The 20,394-nt window shown below is 72.2% G+C and carries 17 protein-coding genes and 1 riboswitch; of the genes, 2 read left to right on the plus strand and 15 right to left on the minus strand.

Going from position 1 to position 20,394, the window contains the following annotated elements:
• Nucleotides 1-4: 4 nt before the first annotated feature.
• From ABZS69_RS33710 to ABZS69_RS33730, 5 genes are read right to left on the minus strand one after another with little or no spacing between them, the layout of a single operon-like run.
• Entirely contained in the window at nucleotides 5-913 is a 909-nt protein-coding gene (locus ABZS69_RS33710) for an ABC transporter ATP-binding protein (protein ID WP_355379398.1), read from the minus strand.
• Nucleotides 910-1,686 (minus strand): ABC transporter ATP-binding protein, encoded by a 777-nt coding sequence (locus tag ABZS69_RS33715; RefSeq protein WP_355379399.1) that lies wholly within the window; start codon nucleotides 1,684-1,686, stop codon nucleotides 910-912. Before ABZS69_RS33715 ends, ABZS69_RS33710 begins: the two co-directional genes overlap by 4 nt.
• Nucleotides 1,683-2,561 (minus strand): ABC transporter permease, encoded by an 879-nt coding sequence (locus tag ABZS69_RS33720; RefSeq protein WP_355379400.1) that lies wholly within the window; start codon nucleotides 2,559-2,561, stop codon nucleotides 1,683-1,685. Before ABZS69_RS33720 ends, ABZS69_RS33715 begins: the two co-directional genes overlap by 4 nt.
• Nucleotides 2,558-3,628: an ABC transporter permease gene (locus tag ABZS69_RS33725; RefSeq protein ID WP_355379401.1), complete on the minus strand. Its 1,071-nt coding sequence runs from the start codon at nucleotides 3,626-3,628 to the stop codon at nucleotides 2,558-2,560. Before ABZS69_RS33725 ends, ABZS69_RS33720 begins: the two co-directional genes overlap by 4 nt.
• Nucleotides 3,629-3,641: 13 nt before the next feature.
• The gene (locus ABZS69_RS33730; protein WP_355379402.1) at nucleotides 3,642-5,219 is read right to left on the minus strand and encodes an ABC transporter substrate-binding protein; all 1,578 of its coding nucleotides are present in this window, start codon (nucleotides 5,217-5,219) and stop codon (nucleotides 3,642-3,644) included.
• A 112-nt stretch (nucleotides 5,220-5,331) separates the two neighbouring features.
• Here ABZS69_RS33730 and ABZS69_RS33735 point away from each other — a divergent pair, with 112 nt between their 5' ends.
• A complete protein-coding gene (locus tag ABZS69_RS33735) occupies nucleotides 5,332-5,982 on the plus strand; it encodes an Lrp/AsnC family transcriptional regulator (RefSeq protein WP_355379476.1) in 651 nt (216 codons plus the stop codon).
• Nucleotides 5,983-5,986: 4 nt separating this feature from the next.
• Here ABZS69_RS33735 and ABZS69_RS33740 read toward each other — a convergent pair whose 3' ends face one another.
• The gene (locus ABZS69_RS33740) at nucleotides 5,987-6,322 is read right to left on the minus strand and encodes a hypothetical protein (RefSeq protein WP_355379404.1); all 336 of its coding nucleotides are present in this window, start codon (nucleotides 6,320-6,322) and stop codon (nucleotides 5,987-5,989) included.
• A gap of 215 nt (nucleotides 6,323-6,537) precedes the next feature.
• On the minus strand, nucleotides 6,538-7,305 hold the full coding sequence (locus tag ABZS69_RS33745) for a GH25 family lysozyme (protein ID WP_355379405.1): 768 nt from the start codon (nucleotides 7,303-7,305) through the stop codon (nucleotides 6,538-6,540).
• A 12-nt stretch (nucleotides 7,306-7,317) separates the two neighbouring features.
• A riboswitch (cyclic di-AMP (ydaO/yuaA leader) is annotated at nucleotides 7,318-7,460 on the minus strand.
• A gap of 458 nt (nucleotides 7,461-7,918) precedes the next feature.
• Between ABZS69_RS33745 and ABZS69_RS33750 the strand changes: the two genes are divergently transcribed.
• A complete protein-coding gene (locus ABZS69_RS33750; RefSeq protein WP_355379406.1) occupies nucleotides 7,919-10,828 on the plus strand; it encodes a tetratricopeptide repeat protein in 2,910 nt (969 codons plus the stop codon).
• 54 nt (nucleotides 10,829-10,882) lie between these two features.
• On the opposite strand, the gene ABZS69_RS33755 is transcribed toward ABZS69_RS33750, so the two are convergent.
• From ABZS69_RS33755 to ABZS69_RS33790, 8 genes are all read right to left on the minus strand, one after another.
• Nucleotides 10,883-11,503: a response regulator transcription factor gene (locus ABZS69_RS33755; protein ID WP_355379408.1), complete on the minus strand. Its 621-nt coding sequence runs from the start codon at nucleotides 11,501-11,503 to the stop codon at nucleotides 10,883-10,885.
• A 122-nt stretch (nucleotides 11,504-11,625) separates the two neighbouring features.
• The gene (locus ABZS69_RS33760) at nucleotides 11,626-12,825 is read right to left on the minus strand and encodes a M20 family metallopeptidase (RefSeq protein ID WP_355379409.1); all 1,200 of its coding nucleotides are present in this window, start codon (nucleotides 12,823-12,825) and stop codon (nucleotides 11,626-11,628) included.
• Nucleotides 12,812-14,194 carry a SagB family peptide dehydrogenase gene (locus ABZS69_RS33765; RefSeq protein WP_355379411.1) on the minus strand — a complete coding sequence of 461 codons (1,383 nt, stop codon included), beginning with the start codon at nucleotides 14,192-14,194 and terminating at the stop codon, nucleotides 12,812-12,814. Before ABZS69_RS33765 ends, ABZS69_RS33760 begins: the two co-directional genes overlap by 14 nt.
• Complete coding sequence (locus tag ABZS69_RS33770; RefSeq protein ID WP_355379412.1) at nucleotides 14,191-15,489, minus strand: pitrilysin family protein; 1,299 nt, start codon at nucleotides 15,487-15,489, stop codon at nucleotides 14,191-14,193. Before ABZS69_RS33770 ends, ABZS69_RS33765 begins: the two co-directional genes overlap by 4 nt.
• Nucleotides 15,486-16,763, minus strand: coding sequence for a pitrilysin family protein (locus tag ABZS69_RS33775; RefSeq protein WP_355379413.1), 1,278 nt, complete (start codon nucleotides 16,761-16,763; stop codon nucleotides 15,486-15,488). Before ABZS69_RS33775 ends, ABZS69_RS33770 begins: the two co-directional genes overlap by 4 nt.
• 119 nt (nucleotides 16,764-16,882) lie before the next feature.
• On the minus strand, nucleotides 16,883-17,095 hold the full coding sequence (locus ABZS69_RS33780; RefSeq protein ID WP_355379415.1) for a hypothetical protein: 213 nt from the start codon (nucleotides 17,093-17,095) through the stop codon (nucleotides 16,883-16,885).
• 186 nt (nucleotides 17,096-17,281) lie between these two features.
• Nucleotides 17,282-20,212, minus strand: coding sequence for an adenylate/guanylate cyclase domain-containing protein (locus ABZS69_RS33785; RefSeq protein WP_355379417.1), 2,931 nt, complete (start codon nucleotides 20,210-20,212; stop codon nucleotides 17,282-17,284).
• Nucleotides 20,209-20,394 (minus strand): aroma-sacti cluster domain-containing protein, encoded by a 186-nt coding sequence (locus ABZS69_RS33790; protein ID WP_355379419.1) that lies wholly within the window; start codon nucleotides 20,392-20,394, stop codon nucleotides 20,209-20,211. The genes ABZS69_RS33785 and ABZS69_RS33790 overlap by 4 nt, the downstream gene beginning before the upstream one ends.

Here is a 20,394-nt window from a genome sequence, read left to right on the forward strand (position 1 = left end):
GGCGTCACTTCGGCTCGTGCAGCCAGCAGGCGACCGGCCCGAAGTCCGGCTCCTTCACGCGGCAGACGTCCATCACGGACGGGCAGCGCGGGTTGAACCGGCACCCGCCCGGCGGGTTCGCCGGGTCCGGCACGTCACCGGCCAGCTCGGCGGGCAGCACCCCCATCCCGTCCGGCTTGGGGATGGCCTGGAGCAGGGCCTTGGTGTACGGGTGCTTCGGGTCCGCCCACACCTCGGCCGTGTCGCCCACCTCGACGATCTTCCCGAGGTACATGACGGCGATCCGGTCGGCGATCAGCCGCACCACGGACAGGTCGTGGCTGATGAACAGCAGCCCCGCGCCCGAGTCCACCGCCAGGTCCCGCATCAGCCTGGCCACCTGCGACTGCGCCGAGGCGTCCAGCGCCGAGATGGGCTCGTCGCCGATCAGCAGCCGCGGCCGGGCCGCGAGCGCCCTGGCGATGGCGATGCGCTGCCGCTGCCCGCCGGAGAACTCGTGCGGGTGCCGCCCGGCGAAGTCCCGCGGCAGGCCGACGCGCTCCAGCAGGTCGGCGGGCGAGGTGGCGGTGTCGTTCGAGGTGCGCAGCCCGTCGGCGATCTGGTCGCCGACCCGGCGCCGGGGGTTCAGCGACGCGTACGGGTCCTGGAAGACCATCTGGATCCCGGTCAGCTTCCTGCGCCGCAGGCCGAGCGGGGTGACCGGCTGCCCGTCGAAGGAGATCGAGCCGGCGGTGACCGGGTTCAGCCCGCAGACGGCGCGGGCCAGCGTCGACTTGCCGCACCCGGACTCGCCGACCAGCCCCACGACCTCGCCGGGGTTGACGGCCAGGCTGGCCCCCGCCACGGCCCGCACGGCGGGCCGCCCGGGGGAGCGGTGCTCGACGACCAGGTCGTCGATGGCCAACAGCGTCATTGCGCCTCCGCGTCGGGTAGGGACTCCAGCAGGGAACGCGTGTAGGCGTGCTCGGGCTCCCGCAGCACGCGCCCGCGCGGCCCCGACTCCACGACCAGGCCGTCCTTCATCACGCTCACCTCGTCCGCCACCGCCGACATCACCCCCAGGTCGTGGGTGACCAGCAGCACCGCCAGCCCCAGCTCGTCGCAGAGGCCGCGCAGCAGCCGCAGCACGCCGGCCTGCACGGTCACGTCGAGCGCGGTGGTCGGCTCGTCGGCGATCAGCACCTTGGGGGAGCAGGCCAGCGCGATGGCGATGGCGATGCGCTGCCGCATCCCGCCGGAGAACTGGTGCGGATAGCGCCCGTACGCCTCCTCGGCCCCCGGGATCCGCACCTTGCCCAGCAGCTCCACCGCCCGGGCCCGCGCCTCGCGCCTGCCCAGCCCCAGGTGGTGCCGCATGTGCTCGGTGAGCTGCTTGCCGATGGTCAGCATGGGGTGCAGGCTGGTCGCCGGGTCCTGGAACACCATGGCGACCTCGCCGCCGCGCACCCGGTTCAGCTCCTTGGGCGGCAGGGTGAGCAGGTCGCGCTCGCCGAGCCGGATCGCGCCCGACACGCGGGCGCCGTGCGGCAGCAGCCCCAGCACGGCCAGCCCCGTCATCGTCTTGCCCGAGCCGCTCTCTCCGGCCAGCCCGTGCACGCGGCCGGGCTCCAGCGCGAGATCGACGCCGCGCAGGATCTCCTTGCCGCCGATCGACATCTTGAGCCCCGTGATCCCCAAAGTGCTCACAGGGCACGCTCCTTGATCGCGCGGGCCGTACGGGGGTCGAGGGCGTCCCGCAGGGTGTCGCCGAGGAAGTTGAACGCCAGCACCACCGTCAGGATCGCCAGCCCCGGGAACGTCGCCACCCACCAGCTGTCGAACACCTCCACGCCCGAGGCCACCATCGCCCCCCACTCGGGAGACGGCGGCTTGGCCCCGAGGCCCAGGAACGACAGCCCGGACAGCAGCAGCAGCGCGGTGCCGATGTCGAGCGTGGCGAGCACGAGGATGGGGCCGGTCACGTTCGGCAGCACGTCCACGCGCAGCGAGCGCCACACCGAGAAGCCCAGCAGCCGCCCGCTCAGCACGAACTCCCGCTCGCGCACCCCCAGCACCAGCCCCCGGGTGACGCGGGCGTACGCGGGCCAGGCCACCACCAGCACGGCCAGGACCGCGTTCGTCAAGCTGGCGCCCAGGGCGGCGGCCACCACCATGGCCAGGATCACCGTCGGGAACGCGAACACCAGGTCCGCCAGCCGCATGATCGTCTCGTCGACCCACCGGCCGAAGTACCCGGCGCAGGCGCCGAGCAGCCCGCCGATCAGCACCGACAGCACGACCAGCAGCAACGTCAGCGGGATCGACACCCGCGCCCCGTACATGACGCGGCTGAGGATGTCGCGGCCGAGCTGGTCGGTGCCGAACCAGTGCCCGGCGCCCGGCGGCGCGAGCCGCGGCAGGTCCTGGGCGAGGGGGTCGTGCGGCGCCAGCACGGGGGCGGCCAGCGCGATGACCAGCCAGGCCACCGCCAGCACGGCGCCGACCACGGCCAGCGGCTGCCGCCACGCCTCGGGCAGCCGCGCGAGCAGGCCCCTGCGGGCCAGGGGGTCCCGCCGTCTCATTGCAGCCTCACTCGGGGATCGATGACGCCGTACAGGACGTCCACGATCAGGTTGATGACCAGGTAGACGACGCCGACGACCAGGCCGACGCCCATGACGGCGGGCAGGTCGAGGGTGGTGGCGCTCTTGTACGCGTACTGGCCGACGCCGGGCCAGGCGAAGATCGCCTCGACCAGCACGGTGCCGGACAGCAGGCTGCCGAACGCCAGGCCCGCCACGGTGATGACGGGCACCAGGGCCGAACGCAGCACATACCGGAAGAGGATCACCCGGCCGGGCAGGCCCTTGGCCCTGGCGGCGCGCACGTAGTCCTGCCCCAGCACCTCCAGCACCGCCGAGCGGGTGAAGCGGGTGAGCAGGCCGATCGTGTAGAGCGCCAGCACCAGCGCGGGCGTCACGAGGTGCCCGACCGCGGAGGAGAACACGTCCCACCGGCCCGCCACCAGCGCGTCCACGGTCTGCAGCCCGGTCACGGCCGGGACCGCGCCGTTGAGCGCCGCGTCCACCCGGCCGCTGCCCGGGGTGAGCTGCAGCCGGTAGAAGAACACGTAGAACGCCACCAGCGCCAGCCAGAACGTCGGGACGGAGATGCCGATCAGGCTCAGCACGCGCAGCGCGTGGTCCGACAGCCGGTCCCGGCGCAGCGCGGCGATCACGCCGAACGCCACGCCCAGCACCAGCGACACCAGGATCGCCGCCCCGGCCAGCTCCAGCGTCGCCGGGACGAACTCGGCCAGGTCCTGGCTGACGGGCCGGTGACTCTGCTGGCTGGTGCCCAGGTCGCCGTGGAGCAGGCCCTGGAAGTGGATCGCGTACTGCTCCCAGAGCGGCTTGTCCAGGCCGTGCTCGGCCCGCCACTGGGCCACGATCGCCGGATCGCCCAGCGCCCGCTGGCCGAGGTTCGCGGCCACGGGGTCGCCGGGCACCAGGTTCGTCAGGACGAACGTGACGAGCGTGATGCCCCAGGCCATCAGGACCGCGAGCAGGATGCGCCGGATCAGGAAGCGGACGAGCGGATGGACCCGTCTCGCCCGGCTCCGGCGGGCTTCGCCCGGGATGTCGGACACCTGCGAGGCTCCCTTACTTCACGCCGAGATCGGCCACGTCCACCGTCCACACCGGGTGGTACTCCAGGCCGGTCACCGACGCCGCCGTCACGATGTTCTGGCTGGGCTGGATCAGCGGGATGAACGGGCCGGAGGCGTTCAGCTTGGTCTGCACGTCCACGTAGGCGGCCTTGCGGGCGTCGTCGCCGATCGTCGTGGCGGCCTTGTCACCGGCGGCCTCGATCTCCTTGGCCGCCCCCGCCTTCCAGCCGGCCCGCAGGCCCACCGTCTTGCCCGGGAGGAACGCCAGGTAGTCGCTCGGGTCGGGGTAGTCCGGGCCCCAGTACCACAGGCCCATCTCCTCCTTGCCGTTGCGGTAGTTGTCCAGGGCCGTGGTGACCGGCGCGGGCTGCAGGTCCACCGTGATGCCGACCTCCTTGAGGTTGGCCTGGATGCGCTCGGCCAGCGGCTGGAAGGACAGGCCGTTCACGGTCAGCTCGCTCGGGTACTCCAGCTTGACGGTCGGGTTCGACACGCCGCTGGCGGCCAGCGCCGCCTTGGCGCCCTCGACGTCCCGCTTGGCCGCCTGGTCGGCGGGCAGCGCGCCGAGCAGCTGCGACGGGATGACGCCCGGCGCCTGCGCCGAGCCCTCGCCGGCCAGTTCCAGCAGTCCCGCGTAGTCGACGCCCTTGCGGACCGCCTCCACGAACTTGGCGTTCGGCGTCGTCTTGCTGATCGCGGAGTCCTGGTTGGCCAGCAGGAAGATGACGTTCGCCGAGGCGGTCTTCTTGACCTGCAGGGTCGCGGGCATGCCGGTCACCTGGTCGCCCGACAGGTTGAGGGCGACCTGGCTGTCGCCGCGCTGGACGTTCAGCTTCTGCGTGGCGGCCTCGACGTTGCGGATGACGACCTTGTCGTAGGCGGGCTTGGTGCCGTAGTACTTGGGGTTCGCCTTGAGCGTGACCTGGCTGCTCACGTTGAACGACTCGATCTCGTACGGGCCCGAGCCCGCCGAGGCCGAGTTCAGGTACTGCTCGGCCTTGTCCTGGGCGTCCGCGGTGGCGCCGTGCTCCTTGGCGACCTTGCTGTTGAGGATGCCGAGGGCCGGGTTGGGCAGGATGTACGGCAGCGCCGGGTTGGCCGCCTTCGACGTCAGCGTGATCGTCGAGTCGTCGGTCTTGGCCACCTCGACGCCGTCCAGCAGGAACGACGGCGTGCCCTTCATGTCCCGCACGCGCGTCAGCGAGAACACCACGTCGTCCGCCGTGATCGGCGACCCGTCCGCGAAGGTGGCGCCCTTCTTCAGCTTGAGCGTCAGCGTCTTGCCGTCCGTGCTCAGCTCGTACGACTCCGCGAGCGCGGGCACCGGCTTGGTCACGTCCGCGCCGTCGAACGTCAGCAGCGTCTCGTAGACGGCCTTGCCGACGATCAGCCCCGTCGGCTCGTACGTGCGGCCCGGGTCGGCCGTCTTGAGGTCGAAGGACGTGTCGATGACGAGGGTCTTGCCTCCACCGCCGGACGCGGCGGGAGCCTGGGAGCCGCCGCTGCCGCAGGCGGCCAGGGCGAGTGCACCGGCGAGCAGCACAGCCGCCGTCTGCGAGCGGGTCGCCATGATGGGTCCTCCAAGATTTGGACGTTCGGCAGGAAGATGTCGAGGATTGTGCGGCAGAACGTCCAGGCACCGTGCGGTCGGTAAGACGTATATAAAGGTCAGTGAGGTAATGATGAGTGAAATTTCCAGAAATGGTGTCAGCGGCGGCGGTCAGCCTGGACGGATCGGCATCGGTCTCGAGCTCGACGACATCCACATGAAGATCCTTGAGGTCCTGCGCGAGAACGGCAGGATCTCCGTGGCCGCGCTGGCCGAACGGGTGGGCATCTCCCGCGCGAACGCCTACACGCGCTTCGAGGCGCTGCGCGCGGACGGGGCGATCAAGCGCTTCACCGCCGAGATCGACCACGTGCGGACCGGGCTCGGCATCACCGCCCTGATCTTCGTGACCGTGCGCCAGCAGATGTGGAAGCAGTTCCGGGCCGAGCTGGCCCGGATGCCGGAGGTGGAGTACTGCGCGATCACCACCGGGCAGCACGACGCCATGATCCAGGTACGCGTGTCCGACGTGGCCGCCGTGCACACCATGGTGACCGATCGCCTGGCCAACATCCCGGCGGTCAAGGCCACGGAGACCGTGTTCATCCTGGACGAGGTGCTCAAGCGGCCGTACGTGCTACCCAGCGACCGCGACCGTGATCGCGACCGAGCCCGCCCGGCGCGGCGGCCGGCCCAGGAGGGGGCGCAGGGCGGCGTGCCGCTCGGCAAGATGCGCTTCGTCGGCGCCGCCGAGGGCCGCGCCGCCCTCCGCAAGGACGACTGAGCGGTCAGCCGATCTCCTGGCACACGCTCACGTGGAGCGTGTCGTCCCCGTCGAAGCTGAACTCCTCCACCAGGCGCAGCAGCCCGTCGTCGCCCGCCTCGATGCGGCTGCTGCTCTGCCCGCCCGCCTTCCCACCGGCCTTCAACACGTGCGCGTACGAGATCGCCACCTGGGCGCCGTCGCGCATGCCCACGAAACGCCCGTGGGTCACGGTGTCGCCGGAGTAGCTGCCCCACACCACCCCGTCAGCCTCCTGGTACAGGAACTCCGTAGGGCTGTCCTGGTCGACTGCGCTCGCCGTCGAGCTCACCATCACGAATTTGCGGCCGTTGAGATTCACGCCCGACATCGTGGCTCACATTCCGGAAATGTCAGCATCCGTCTGGACGGATCGCGGGGAGACCGGTCGGTGATCGACAATCCGTCCAGTCCGGATCCCCATCACAGGCCGAGCCACGACGAGCGCGTCGTTGAGCCCGTCGTGGCGTGGAGGCCGGTCGTCCCGGAGTGCGGGCGCACGGCCGGGCCCATGGCCCGGCCGTCCGCGTCGCTCCCTCAGGCGCGGCGGCCCAGACCCCGTAGCTGGTCGGTGGACAGCACGGAGACGTTCTGGTCGATGGGGATGTCGGTGTACTGGTGGATGGCCCAGGTCTTCCAGTCGGCGGGCGGGGCGACCGCGCCCTTGGCCTTGCTGTAGTGGGCGACCCACAGCGGGTACTCGGCCAGGCCCTTGCCGTACTTGTTGGCGAACTTCCAGCCGCTGTAGAACATCGGCGTCGTCCCGGTCTTCTTCTTCACGTACGACAGCCAGGTCTTGGCCCAGGAGTTCACCTCGGCGACGGACTTGCCGTCGGTGGTCTCCAGGTCGAGGACGAGGATGTCGCCGGCCGCGCCGGGCTGGGAGTTCACCACGGACAGGAAGTAGTTCGCCTCCGCGATGGGGTCGTTGGCGGGGTGGCCGTAGTGGTAGGCCCCGCGCACGATCCCCTTCTTGCCCAGCTCGCGCCAGTGCCTGGCGAAGGAGGCGTCGCGGAAGTCCGTGCCCTCCGTGGCCTTGATGATGCCGAACTGGGCCTGGGTGGAGGTCCAGTCGTACAGCGGCTCGTAGTTGGAGATGTCCAGGCCGTAGATGAGAGACCCGGTCTTGTGCTGAGACGCGTTCACCGGCCCCTGCTCCGGGGATGCCGCCGCGAACGCCACGCCGGCGATGGCGGTGGTTCCGGCGAGGGTCGCACCGGCGACGGCGAGGCCGAGGCGCTTGGTGAGGAGAGCGCGGGGGTTCTGGAGGACGTGGGCGATTGCGGCAAACCGAGGCTTGGACACGACGGCATTGACTCCTTGCTTCCATACCGCCTACCGGGTTAGCTGACGGGTTCGGGCTTGGAAGTGCCTTACGGGCGCAGCCTGGGCTGGCGTCCGATTCACCCCGGAAATTGGGTCCCCGGCTCCGCGAGGCGCGGATTAGGCGGCCGAATGCTGTCCCCGAAGAGCTTCCGGAGGACAGCGCACGGTCCGGTCAACGAAGCGGCACGATGAGGTGAAGTAACCACATCTATGCCGCGATTAGGCAAAAGATAGGCATCTACCCACAGATAGCGCAAGCAGGACAAATCGGATTCGCGGGTATCGGTCGCCGGGCGGCGGGGAAACGCCGTGCCCACAAGGGTTTTGGCACTTGGTAAAACTTGTGGCCGCCGCGTCCTGCCTCGCTCGCGAGAACGCCGATGGCCGACGCGGCTGGGGCATCCCGGCCGCATGATGCTGCTGTGACTCTGCACGATCGCGCAGGTAATCGTGGCCCGAGGCGGCCGTGATTCGCACGTTGCCAACCGTCCGATCTGGCATAGAAGGTCTTGCTGGAGGGAGGTTTGCGATGTTGGTTATATTCATGGCAAAAAACGCGGTCTGACTCGATTGGGGCGAGATGGTCGCGGTGGTGGATGAGGTATCGCCAGACTTTCGCATACTGGGCCCGTTCGAGATCCGCGTTCAGGGGCTGGCGGGCGACCTGCCCGGCCAGCAGGTCTGCTGGCTCCTGGCCGCCCTCCTGCTCAGCGTCGGGAAACCCGTGCTGGAGGAGCAGCTCATCCGGTACGTGTGGGGCCCGTCGGGAGGCAGCCTTCCGGCCCTGCGGACGACGGTCTCCCGATTACGGGCCTGGTTCCGCCGGGAGCTGGACATCGCGGATGCCATCGAGCACGCGGGCCCGCGCTCCTACCTGTTGCGGCTGTCCGCCGAGCACGTCGACGCCGAGCGGTTTCTGGCCGTCCGGACGGAGCCCGACGACCTGGACCGCCTGGCGGGCGCTCTGACCCAGTGGCGGGGGGACGTCCTGGCCGACGCGCCCGACTGGGTGCGTACGCATCCCCAGGTGCGCCGGCTCCGCCGCGAGCGCGTCGCCTGCGCGTGCCGGTTCGCCGACCTCGCGCTGAAACAAGGGGTGCCGGACACCGCGCTGGGCCACCTGGAGACCCTGACGGAGGCCGCCCCCTACGAGGAGCCCCTCCACGCCCGGCTGATCACCCTGCTGGGAGCCGTCGGCCGCCGCGCCGACGGGCTTCGCCGGTTCGAGCGCACGCGGCGCAGGCTCGCGGAGGAGCTGGGCATAGATCCCTCGCCCGAGCTGCGCGAGGCGCACGCGCGGCTGCTCCGGGAGTCCCCCGGCCGCGTTCCGCCGGCGGTCCCGGCGCCGGTGGCGCCGGTGTCCACGCCGGCGCAGCTCCCCGCGGACCTGCCCACGTTCATCGGCCGCGACTTCGAGCTGTCCAGCCTGCTCGCCCCGTTCCAGCAGGAGGCGCACGACACGGACCCGGGGAAGCCGACCATCGGCGTGATCGACGGGATGGCCGGGATCGGCAAGACCGCGCTGGCGGTGCACGCCGCTCATCAGCTGTCCCCGCTCTTCCCGGACGGCCAGCTCTTCATCGACCTGCACGGTTTCACGCACGACATAGCACCGGTCGATCCCGCCGAGGCGCTCACTCAGCTCCTGCGCCCGCTCGGCCTGGACGAGGAGCAGATCCCGGAAGGCGTCGAGCAGCGCGCCGCCCTGCTGCGCAGCCGGCTGGCCGGCCGCCGCATGCTGATCGTGCTGGACAACGCGGCCACCGAAGCACAGGTGCGGCCGCTGCTGCCCGGGACCTCCGGCTGCCTGGTGCTGATCACCAGCCGCCGGCAGCTGATCGGCCTGGAGAACGCCCACCCCATCGCCCTGGACCTGCTGCCCCTGCCCCAGGCGGTCGAACTCTTCACCGCCGTGACCGCCGGCCATCCCCGGGCCGACGCCCGTTCCGACCTCATGGAGGAGGCGGTCAGGCTCTGCGGGCGGCTGCCGCTGGCGATCCAGATCGCGGCGGCCCGGCTGCGGGCCCGCCCCGCCTGGACCGTCACGTACCTGCTGGAGCTCCTGAGCGACGAGCGCCGGCGGCTGCCCGAGCTCCACGCCGGTCAGCGCAGCGTGGCGACCGCTCTGCAGGTGTCCTACCAGCACCTCACGGCCGAGCAGCGGCGGCTGTTCCGCCTGCTGGGCCTGCATCCGGGGGACGACATCGACCAGCACGCCGCGGCGGCGCTGGCCGGGCTCACCACCGACCGGAGCAGGCATCTCCTCGAAGACCTCCTGGACGCGAATCTGCTCCAGCAGCGGGTGCCCGGCCGCTACCGCTTCCACGACCTGGTCCGCCGGCACGCGGCCGACATCGCCGCGCGCGACGAGTCCGAGCCCGCCCGGCGCCAGGCGGTGGACGGCCTGCTGAAGCACTATCTGCGCACCGCGTCGACGGCCGTCCGCGTGCTCGCGCCGGAGGACAAGCACCACCATCCGCAGCTCGATCCGGAGCCGGCCGAGTTCCGCGGCGAGGCCCAGGCGCTGTCGTGGCTGGACGCGGAGCGGGCGAACATGCTGGCTCTCGCGCAGCACTGCGCGGATCAGGACTGGGCGGTGCAGACCGGACGCTTCTCCGCGGTTCTCGGGCACTACCTGCAGATACGCGGCCACAACGCGGACGCGCTGGCGCTGCACAGCCTCGCCCTGCGCACCACCCGCCGCCACGGTGACCTGCCCGGTGAGAGCCATTCGCTGCGCGAGCTGGGCTCGCTGTTCTGGCGGCTCGGGCGTTATGCCGAGGCGCTCGACCATTTCCGGCAGGCCCTGGAGCTGTTCCGGCAGACCGGCGACCAGGCGGGCGAGGCGCACGTCCTCAACAACCTCAGCTCGCTCTACTGGCGTCAGGCCCGCCACGACCAGGCGCTGGATCACTGCCGCCGCGCCCTGGAGATCTTCCGCCGGACCGGCGACCGCACCGGCGAGGCGCACGCCCTCAACAACCTCGGCCTGATCTGCCGGTCGTCGGGTGACTACGCCGAGTCGCTCACTCATTTCGAGCAGGGCCTGGACATCTTCCGCCGATCGAGGAACCAGAGCGGCGAGGGCTACATGCTCAACGAGATCGGCATCGTCCACCGGATGTCCCACCGGTACGAGACGGCGCTGGACTGCCACGGGCGCGTCCTCGCCATCGCCCGCAACACCGGGGATCGCAACCTGGAGTTCGAGGCCCTGCACGCCCTGGGCGAGACCTTCCACGCCGGAGACCAGGCCGACGACGCGCTCACCCATCACCAGGAGGCGCTGGCCCTGGCCGGGAAGCTGAACCAGCCGGACGACCAGGCCCGCGCCCACGACGCCATCGCCGCCATCCACCAGCGGCTCGACCGGCCGGACCGCGCGCGGCGGCACTGGGAGAGCGCGCTCGACCTCTACACCCGGCTCGACCTCCCGGACGCCGACCGGATCCGCATCCTGCTGGCCGGCCTGGACGGCGGCGGGCTCCGGCAGGAGCGCTGAGCCTGGACGGGGGCGGGCTCCGGCAGGAGCGCTGAGCCTGGACGGGGGCGGGCGCTACCAGGAGCGCTGAGCCGCCCCGGCCGCGTAGACGGCGGCCTGGACCCGATTGCGCAGCCCGAGCTTGCTGAGGATCTCCTTGACGTGGCTCTTCACGGTGGACGGCGCGATGGTCAGCACCGCCGCGATCTCCGAGTTGGACAACCCCCGGGCCATCAGGTCGAGGATCTCGCTCTCGCGCCTGGTCAGCAGCGGCCCGCCGTGCCCCTCGACATCGGCGCCCAGCGTCGCCGACACGACCGCTATGGTGGCCGCCCTCGTCCTTTCCACCAGGACATAGCCGGCCGCCATGACGCGTACGGCCGCGACGAGGTCGGCGGCGGCGAGATGCCGGTCCGAGATGGCGCAGCAGCCCAGCCCGAGCAGGTCGAACTCGGATCTCCGGATGTCGGCCGCCAGGAAGAGCACCGGCACCCGGCCGCGCCCGCCGGGCGCCCGCGCCGCCGCCACGATGTCGGCGGTGATCGCGGGGACCTCGACCAGGAACAGGTCGGGCGTGACGCGCGCCCTGTAGGCATCGGCCAGGTCGGTGGCCTCGCCCACCACCTGGATATCCGGATGGCGGGACAGAATGGACTGAATGCCGTTACGCGCAAGCGTGTTCTCGTTGACCACCATGACTTTTATCGTCCGCATCGCCCATCCAGCCCGGTGAATGAAGGGACACCTGCCACCAGGAACGCTAGTTCCGGCCCATGACCGATCGATGACACGAGGCTGTCAATCGGTGTTCTCGCTGGTCATAGGGTTCGGGGGCCGGTGAGGCGGCGCAGGGCCAGCTCGGCGTAGAGAGCCGCGCCGTCGGCCAGCACGGACTCGGCGAACGCGGCGTCCGGCGCGTGGTTGTACGGGGCCCGCGCCGGATCCCGATCGGGCGGGCAGGCGCCGAGTATCGCGATGGTGCCCGGGACCTCTTCGAGAACGAAGGAGAAATCCTCCGACACCAGGGAGGGCCCGGCCGCGGCGACGAACCGTTCCGCGCCGAGTGCCTCCCGTACCACCGACCTCAGGAACCGGGTCTCCCGGCAGTCGTTGACCGTCATCGGATACTCGGCGGTGAACTCCAGCGCGGCGCCGACCCCGTGCGCCGCCGCGACGTTGCGGGTGAGCGCCGCCAGGCGGTCCCTGACCGCGGACCGCGTGCGCTCCGACAGCGTCCTGATCGTGCCGGAGAAGCGCGCCTCCTCGGCGATCACGTTGGGCGAGGCGCCCGCCCGGACGCTTCCCACCGTGACGGCCACCGGATCCCGCTCGCCGTGGCCCGCCCCCACCGCCCGGAACGCGGACACCAGGTCGCAGAGGGCCGGCACGGGGTCCCTGGCCAGCCGCCACAGGGCGCCGTGCCCGCCCACGCCGCGAACCACCACCTCGAACACGTCGCAGGAGGCCATCATGCGGCCGGACCTCGTCATGACCACGCCCCGTGGCAGCCCGGCGGACACGACGTGCAGGGCGTAGGCCGCCGCCGGACGCGCGCCCGCCGCGTCGAGCACGCCTTCGTCGATCATGATCCGCGCGCCGCCTTGCCCCTCCTCACCGGGCTGGAACATGAAGATCACGTTGCCGGGGAGGTCGTCGCGTCGCCGGCCGAGCAGCCGTGCCGCGCCGGCCAGCATCGCGGTGTGCAGGTCGTGGCCGCACGCGTGCATGCGCCCCGGCACGGCGGACACCTGTCCCGCGGGCCCCCGCTCGGTGAGCGGCAGCGCGTCCATGTCGGCCCGCAGCAGCACGACGGGCCCCGGACGCGGGCCGCGCAGCACCGCGGTCACGGAGTCCGCGCGGACGCCGGTGGAGATCTCCAGAGGCAGCCCGGCCAGCTCGGCGAGCACCTTGTCCCGCGTACGGGGGACCCGCAGCCCGAGCTCAGGCTCGGCATGGATGGCACGGCGCAGCCGGACCAGATCGGGCTCCAGCTCCGAGGCCGCCTCACGCAGGCTCATCGGCCTGTCCCGGCGCGGGGCTGCCCAGGATGAACTCGCCCACGCTGCCTTCCACCATCGGGTCGAGCCCGGTCGCCCGGGCGAACTCGGCCGCGCCGTGGCCCCCGATCGCGCTGGGGGCCAGCCCCATGGCGGTGGCGACCAGGTACATCGTCTGCGTGAGCACCCCGGCGTCCTTGAGGATCAGGGCGTAGGCCATCTCCTGGTACTTCCACATCACCCGGCCGAACCGGGCCGAGATGATGAGGAGCGTCTGGGGCTCCTGCTCCGTCCGCGCGCACCTGGCGCCGATCTCCAGCAGCCGGCGCACGTCGCGCGTCATCGGGCGCACCAGCCGCAGCCGGTGCCGCCGGGGGTCGTAGTGGTGGAGCCCGGGCTCGATCCCGGTCACCCGTCTGACCAGGGGATAGATCTCCAGCTCGTAGGCGGATCCCCCGGCCGGATAGGGCCGGCTCACATAGTCGACGCCGTCGGCGACCCGGGTGTGCCGGTCGCGCGCGCAGCGGAAGAGGAACTCGCCCAGTTGCCGGGCCGTGAGCGGGTGCCGGTCGTCGTGCCGGCGGATCGACCGGCGATCCTCCACCACCGCCGTCAGCGGAGGGTCGCCACGCCGCAGGGCCTGGAGATCCGGCCGGCACAGCTCCGTCTCGCGCCCGGAGAACGGCTCGTGATCGGCCGGCAGGGCCGGGAACCGGTCTCTGGCCCACCAGGTGTCGCCGAAGGGCACCCGCGGGTGGCCGCGGACCAGCCTGCTCCGATCGTGGAACCACAGCTCGTGCGCCCCCCACTGGCACAGGCGCAGATCGTGCTCCTCCTCGCCCCCGGCCACGGCGAAGCCGGCCCAGCGCAGATCGCGGCGCAGCCGCTCGCCCACCGGCCCCTCCTCGCCGGCAGTTCCCGACGGATCGGCCAGCACGCCGAGGAGCCCGGGGTCGTGCACGACCATCGAGCACCAGGACCGCGCGGACTCCACCGCCATGCCGCCGCCGTCCCTGTCCCGATGGAGCAGCGCGAACCGCGACAGCACCATTCCGGCCGGAACGGTGGCCGGGGGCGGGCCGGGCGGGGGCCGGAGCGGCACCAGGGTGTAGAGCGGCGTGCCCTGGCGCCGGACCTCGATCGACAGCCAGCCGCCGGACGCCAGCCGGGTGATCAGCTCCGCGAGCTCATCGCCGTCGTCCCCGGTCCCGAGCAGGCCGGATCGGCTGACCGGGCCGGTGGCCAGCCGTTTCATGAGTGCCTTCCGCGACGGCGACACGTGGCCGAGCCGCTCGTCGTGGAGCGCGTCGGCGACGTGCAGCTCGCCGTCCCGGGTGATCGCGCACCGGGCCTGCGGCCTCAGCTCCAGCACCTCGTCGCAGGCGGTCACGCGACGACCTCCGGGGCGAGCCCGGCGCCGCGCAGCATCGGCTCGATCACCTCGGCGTCCCCGGCGGCCACCAGGTGAAGCTCGGCGGGCCGCAGGAGCCGTGCCGTCTCCCGCGCCGCCGCGGGGTCCAGGCCGAGGACGGCGTCCAGCCGCCTTCTCGGGAAGTCCGGCGGGTAACCGCGGCGGATGGGCCGGCCGTACCACTCGACGACCTGCTGCGGGGTCTGCGCCTGGATCGGCTGCGCCTGCACGATGCTCTCCGCCGCCGACGCCGGCTCGCCGTCCGCGAGGTCGCCGCCGCTCAGCCGGTCGACCTCCGCCACCATCTCCTCGACCGCGGCGCCGGTGCTGGGCGTGCGTACGGACGTCTGGACCAGGACCTGGCAGGAGTGCCCGGCCTGCCAGGAGCGGGAGACCAGCCAGGCGTGAGCGCCGTAGCTGTAGCCCTTCCGCTCGCGCAGCAGCAGGTTGAGCCGCGAGCCGAACCAGCCGCCCAGGCAGTGGACGACGACCTCGAGCGCGATCCTGCCCGCGGTGTCGAGGAGCGGGACGGACCGCCCGTAGACGATCGCGGTCTGCACGGCCCGCGGGACGTCGACGACGACGGTCCTGGCCGGCGCCGCGGGCTCGGGCGCGCGCCGCCTGACGGGCTCGACGTCCCGGCTCCACCCGCCGAACGAGTTGTCCAGCGCGTGCTCCATCGCCGACCGGCGCAGGTCGCCGGCCACGACGAGGCAGGCGTTGGCCGGTCCTGCCGAGCGGTCGTACAGCGCGCGCACGGCCTCGGCGCGCAGGCCGGCGACGGATCCGGCCGTGCCGCCCGCCGGCAGGCCGTAGCCGCAGCCCGGGGCGTGGGCGGCGGCCAGGAAGGCGTCCATGGCTCTGGTCGGCGGATCGGCGCGTTCCCTGGCGAGCTGCGCACCGCGGCGCGCCACCAGCCGGTCGACGTCGTCCGGGGCGAGGCGGGGCTCGATGACGGCCTCCGCCAGCAGGTCGAGGACCTGGGGGAACCGTCCGGCAGGCGCGCTGACCGTGATGGAGCACGCGTCGTGGTCGCCGGTCGCCGTGATCCGCCCGCCGCAGCGTTCGAGATCCACGGCGAACCGATCGGAAGGGGTCGCCAGGGCCTGGACGAGGACGCGGGAGAGCCCGGCGAGCTCTGGGCCGTCGCCCGCCGTGCCGAACCGGAACGAGAGCTGCGCCGCCGCCATGCCACGATCGGGGAGGTCGACCAGCACTGTCCGCAGGCCGCCGGGCAACGTTCCTTCCTTGAAGTCCGGCACGTGCGCTTTCATCCGGTTCCCTTCTGGCCGAAGCGGTAGGTGAGGACGACGCTGCCGCCGCCCGCCGCCCACTGGCCGGCCGTCCGCTGGACGTCCGACGGCGTGATGGAGTAGGTGAGAGGCAGGACGTCGTTGACGCGGGCCGGGCCGTCCATCAGCAGGCCGTGCCAGGAGAGCTCGCCGGCCCGGCCCTCCGCGGTGTCGAGCCGGCTCAGCCAGCTCGCCTCGACCTGGGCCACGGCCCGTGCCAGGTCGTCCTCCCCCGGGCCGTGTTCGGCGAGGTCGATCAGCTCGCGCCGGCAGGCGGCCGCCACCTCCGCCGGATCGGTGCCCGGCCGCGGGACGAGGTGGACGACGCCCAGGGACGCGGCGCCGGTCAGGGGGATCGTGGTGATCTTCACGGTCGCGGCGAGGTCCTGCCCGCGGACCAGGCGCTGGTTGAGGCGGCTGCCCTGCCCGTGGCCGAGCAGGACGCCGGTGAGCCGGGCGACCTCGAACTCGCGGCCGCCCGCCGCCGGCAGCCGGCGGCCGATGAAGACGGCGGCGGGAGCCGGCTCGTGGACGGTGAGGCTGAGCTGCTCGTGCGGGTGGAGCGCGGGGAACGCCGGGCGCGGCGGGAGCGGACCGGGCGAGATCGGGCCGAAGTACTCCTCGATCCAGGCCATGGCCTGGGCGGGGTCGAAGTCGCCCACGACGGTGAGGACGGCGTTGCCCGGTGGATAGTGACGCGTGAAGAACGCCCGCACGTCGTCGAGCGAGGCGTTCTCCAGGTCGTCCACCGATCCGATGGGCAGATGGTGATAGGGGTGACCCGGCGGGAAGAGGGCGGCGGCGAGGCGTTCCAGCGAGGTGCCGTGGGGGAGGTTGTCCAGGGTCTCGCGGCGCTCGCTCTCTACCACCTTGCGCTGCAGGTCGAGGGCCTCGCCTGTCACGGCCGGGAGCAGGTCGCCCATCCGCTCGGCCTCCAGCCACAGCACCTGTCTCAACGCCCCCGCGGGCACGCTCTGGTGGTAGGCCGTCGAGTCCATCGACGTGATCGCGTTGGCCTGCCCGCCGAGCCGCTGGACGGTCCGCAGGTGCTCGCCGGCGGCGACCTTGGAGGACCCGCAGAACATGAGGTGCTCGAAAAGGTGGGCGAAGCCGGTCCGCGGCGGTCGCTCGTCGCGGGAGCCCACGCCGTATCTGACGTTCACGGCGACGACGCCTGCCGTGTGGTCCTCGGAAAGGAGCACCCGTAATCCGTTGTCGAGGCGCCGATCGAGATAATCGACGGCCGATGTTCCCATGTCACCTCCTCGCATATTTCCGGACCGGCCGACGAGGGCCGGGTGAAATTCACCCGGCCCTCGCTCCGCAGCTTTTCGGCAGGCGCCGGTCGTGCGGTCAACAGCGAAATGCTATGGCCTCACGCGCAGCAGCAGCCGAAGTTGATGGCGTTCGAACGCTGGCCGATTTCCTCGCCGTCCTCGAATACCTCGGCGCCGTCGTCGAGCGAGTGCCCGGTGACGTCAGCGCCGCCCTTGACGGCCACGGACACCGCGTCCGTCAGCCGCTGCGCCGCGTCGATGACCTGCTCGGTGGGGTTCATCGCCTGCTCTTTCCCGGATTCGGAACCCATGGCTCCTCCTTTGCCGAAATCTCACCGGTCCGAACGGCCGGCCAAATTCAGAATAATCAGACAAATACTGGTATGTCGAGATATTGGGGGGTGGAAATTTTTATGCTTGATAAACCGAAAAATGGCATGCCGACGGGACGCCCGACCAGGCGTTACGGATATATTCGCCCCCGGAAAAGGGTGGGCTCAGTCTATTTCTCGCCTTTTCATGAATGCCTGGACGTGTGTCATCGCGGCGCCGCCGAGTTTCGCGGCCACCCGCCGGCACGAGCGTATGGAGATCGTGATCGCCCCCTTTCCGCTGACGTCGTCGATCCGCCGCAGAGCCGCGTCGAGGCAGGAGAGCGCGCGGCCGGCGCGCCCGCGTTCGCCGTGTCCGAGCGCGGCGGCCAGCCGGGCGAGCACCGCGAGATCCCATGAGGCGTGCTCGTCCGGCTCCTCGCCGTCGGCCGGTCCGTGCCCGTCGAGCAGGCCGGCCCTCAGGCGGCAGCGGTACGCCGCGGCCGGCAGGCCGATCTCCGCGTACCGGGCCGCCGCCCGGCCGGCCCACGCCGCCCCGGCGGCCGGGTCCCCCAGCAGCTCCGCGATCATGCTGCGGAACTCGTACAGACCGGCCAGGCCGATCGCGTGGCCCATGTCGGCGAACGCGGACTCCGCCGCCGAGATGACCCGCTCGGCCTCCACCTCGTCACCGGTCATGGCCAGCAGGAACGCGGCAGGACAGCTGACTGCGGCGTGCAGCGCCGGCCTCCCGGCGACCTCCTCGCGCAACTCGAGGCATTCGCTCAGCGCGACGGCGGGTGGGGCGTCGCCGTACACCAGGCAGAGGGCGAGATTCCCGTAGATCTCGGACGCTCCGAAGCAGAGCGGCAGGTCCGTCGCCGTCAGCCTGGCCGTGCGCAACCGCGCCTCGGCCGCGGCGTAGTCGCCCGCGCGGGCGTCGCGGAGGGCCTCGACCAGCAGGAGCCTGGCCAGCGCACCGCGCTCGCCGGAAAGCTCGGCGAGGCGGTGGGCCTCGGCGAGCAGGGCCGTGTCCCAGACGCCCGTGCCCAGGTTGATCGCGATCTCGTTGGCGTGCAGGTGGGCGGCGGCGGGCAGGTTGACCGTCGCGGGCACGGCGCGGCGCACCTCGCGGATGCGGGCCAGCGCCTCCGTCGGCCGGCCGGCCGCGGCCATGGCGTACGTCTGGACGACGGCGATCTCGGCCCTGAGCGCGCGATCCTCTCCGGCCAGCGCGCCGGCCTCCTCGGCGAGCCGGAGCGCCGGCGGGATCCTGGACTGCGCCACCGCCACCCTCGCCGCCGTGCACAGGCAGCTCGCCGCCAGCACCGCGGCGGCCCGCTCGGACCTCGACCCGGGATCGAGCTCCAGCCACGCCCGGTGAGCGCGCTCGGCGTGGGCCGCGGCGGCCTCCATGGCCTCGGGACGGCGGCTCGCCCGCGCCTGGAGCAGCTCCGCGATCCTCGTGTGCACGGCCGCCCTGTCGGCCAGGCGCAGCCGGGTGTAGGCCACCCGCGCGGGCAGCGTGGCTCCGACGGGAGCGCCGTCGAGCGGCCCGGCCCCGGCAGGCTCGGCCATCGCCCCGTCGAGCAGCCCCGCCTCCGCGAGCTCGGCCATCGCTCCGTCGAAGGCCGGGTCGTCTAGGTCGCACGTCGCCACGAAGTCCGGCAGCTCCACGTCCTCCCCCCAGGCGCCCGCGCAGCCGAGCACCTGCCTGGCCTCCCGGCTCAGCCGGTCCAGCCGGGAGCCGAGGGCGGCCTCCGCCGACGGCGGGATGAGCTCGTCCAGGCCGGTCGCGGCCAGCAGGGCGAGCTGCTCGACGAACAACGGGTTGCCGGTGGCGCGCCGGACGATCTCGTCGGCCCTGGCGGCGCCGCCGCGCAGCGGCGCCGACCTGGTGATCTCGTCCAGCAGGTCGCGGGCATGCTCGTCCGACAAGGGCCGCACGACCAGGCGATCGCCGCCCGTCAGGCCGGCCTCCCGGGCGCCGAGCAGGAAGACGATGCTCTCCTGCGCGCTCGCGCAGGCTCGGGCCAGGCGCTCCAGGCCCGCTCTGGCGGGGGCGGCGTCGTCGACGATCACGAGCATCGGCCGGTGGGCGGCGAGGGCGCGCAGCCGCCGGGTGAGCAGCCAGACGAGCTCCGCCGCCGTACGGGGGACGGCGCTTCCGCGTACGGAAAGCGCCCCGCCCAGCGCCCGCTCCAGCTGGTAGAGCAGCCAGAGCTGGTCGCGCCGCGCACCGGGCCCGCAGGTGAGGAAGATCGTCTGGACGTCGTCGCCGAGCCGGCGCGTCAGCTCCCGGAGGATCCGGGTCTTCCCGACTCCCATGTCGCCTTCCAGGCGGAGAGTGGAAACGCCCGGTTCGGCGATGGCCGTGGTCACCTGCCGGGTCAGCTCCCGTACCAGCGCGGTCTGGTTGACCAGCCTCGGGGCGACGTCCGGCGGCCTCCGCGGGGACGTGTCGACCCGCCAGGCGCGCAGCGGCTCGGCGAAGCCCTTGACGCTCAAGGGCGTCAGCGGGTGGCACGGGACCGTCCCGCGCACCAGCAGCCACGTCTTGAGGTCGACGACGATCTCGCCGGACGAGGCGGCCTGCTGAAGCCGCGCGGCCCGGTTCATGACCGAGCCGACGGCGAAGGAGGCGTCCCGGTCGGCCGCGACGACCCTGCCGGAGGCGACCCCGAACCGCGCCGACAGTTCGACCCCGCGCCGGCGCAGGGATCTGGCGTAACGGGCCAACCGGCGCAGCGCGTCGCGGGCCGCGGCGACCGCGCGGGTCGCGTCGTCCTCCCGCCCGCCGTCGGCACCGAAGACGGCGACCACGGCGTCGCCGATGAACTTCTCCAGCCGCCCGCCCCGTGCCTCCAGGGCGGCGCCCACCTGCCCGAAATAGGCGTCCAGGACGTCGGTCCAGACCTCGGCGCCGAGCCGGTTCGCCAGCTCCGTGGACTTGACGATGTCGCAGAAGACCACGGTCACCAGGCGAAGCTCGGCGGGCGCCGGCTCCGCGACGGTGACGCGGGCGCCGCACCGCATGCAGAACCGCGCGGTGGACGGGCTCACCTCCTGGCAGCGGCGGCAGCGTGCCCCGCCGGCCGTCCCGGCGATCGTCGTCACCAGCAGAACCCACCGCCCTCCATGTGACCCTCGACGTCGTCGTCGGCGTCCTCAAGCCGCCGCTTGATGTCGGCGAGCAGCACGATCTCGTCGTCCGTCAGCGACTCCAGCACCGCCCGCTGTTCGGGGGTGGCGAGTTCGAGATCGAATCCGAGTGCTTCCAGGCTGAGCCGGTCGGCCAT

The sequence above is a fragment of the Nonomuraea sp. NPDC005650 genome (genome assembly GCF_040605375.1).
Taxonomy (GTDB): domain Bacteria; phylum Actinomycetota; class Actinomycetes; order Streptosporangiales; family Streptosporangiaceae; genus Nonomuraea.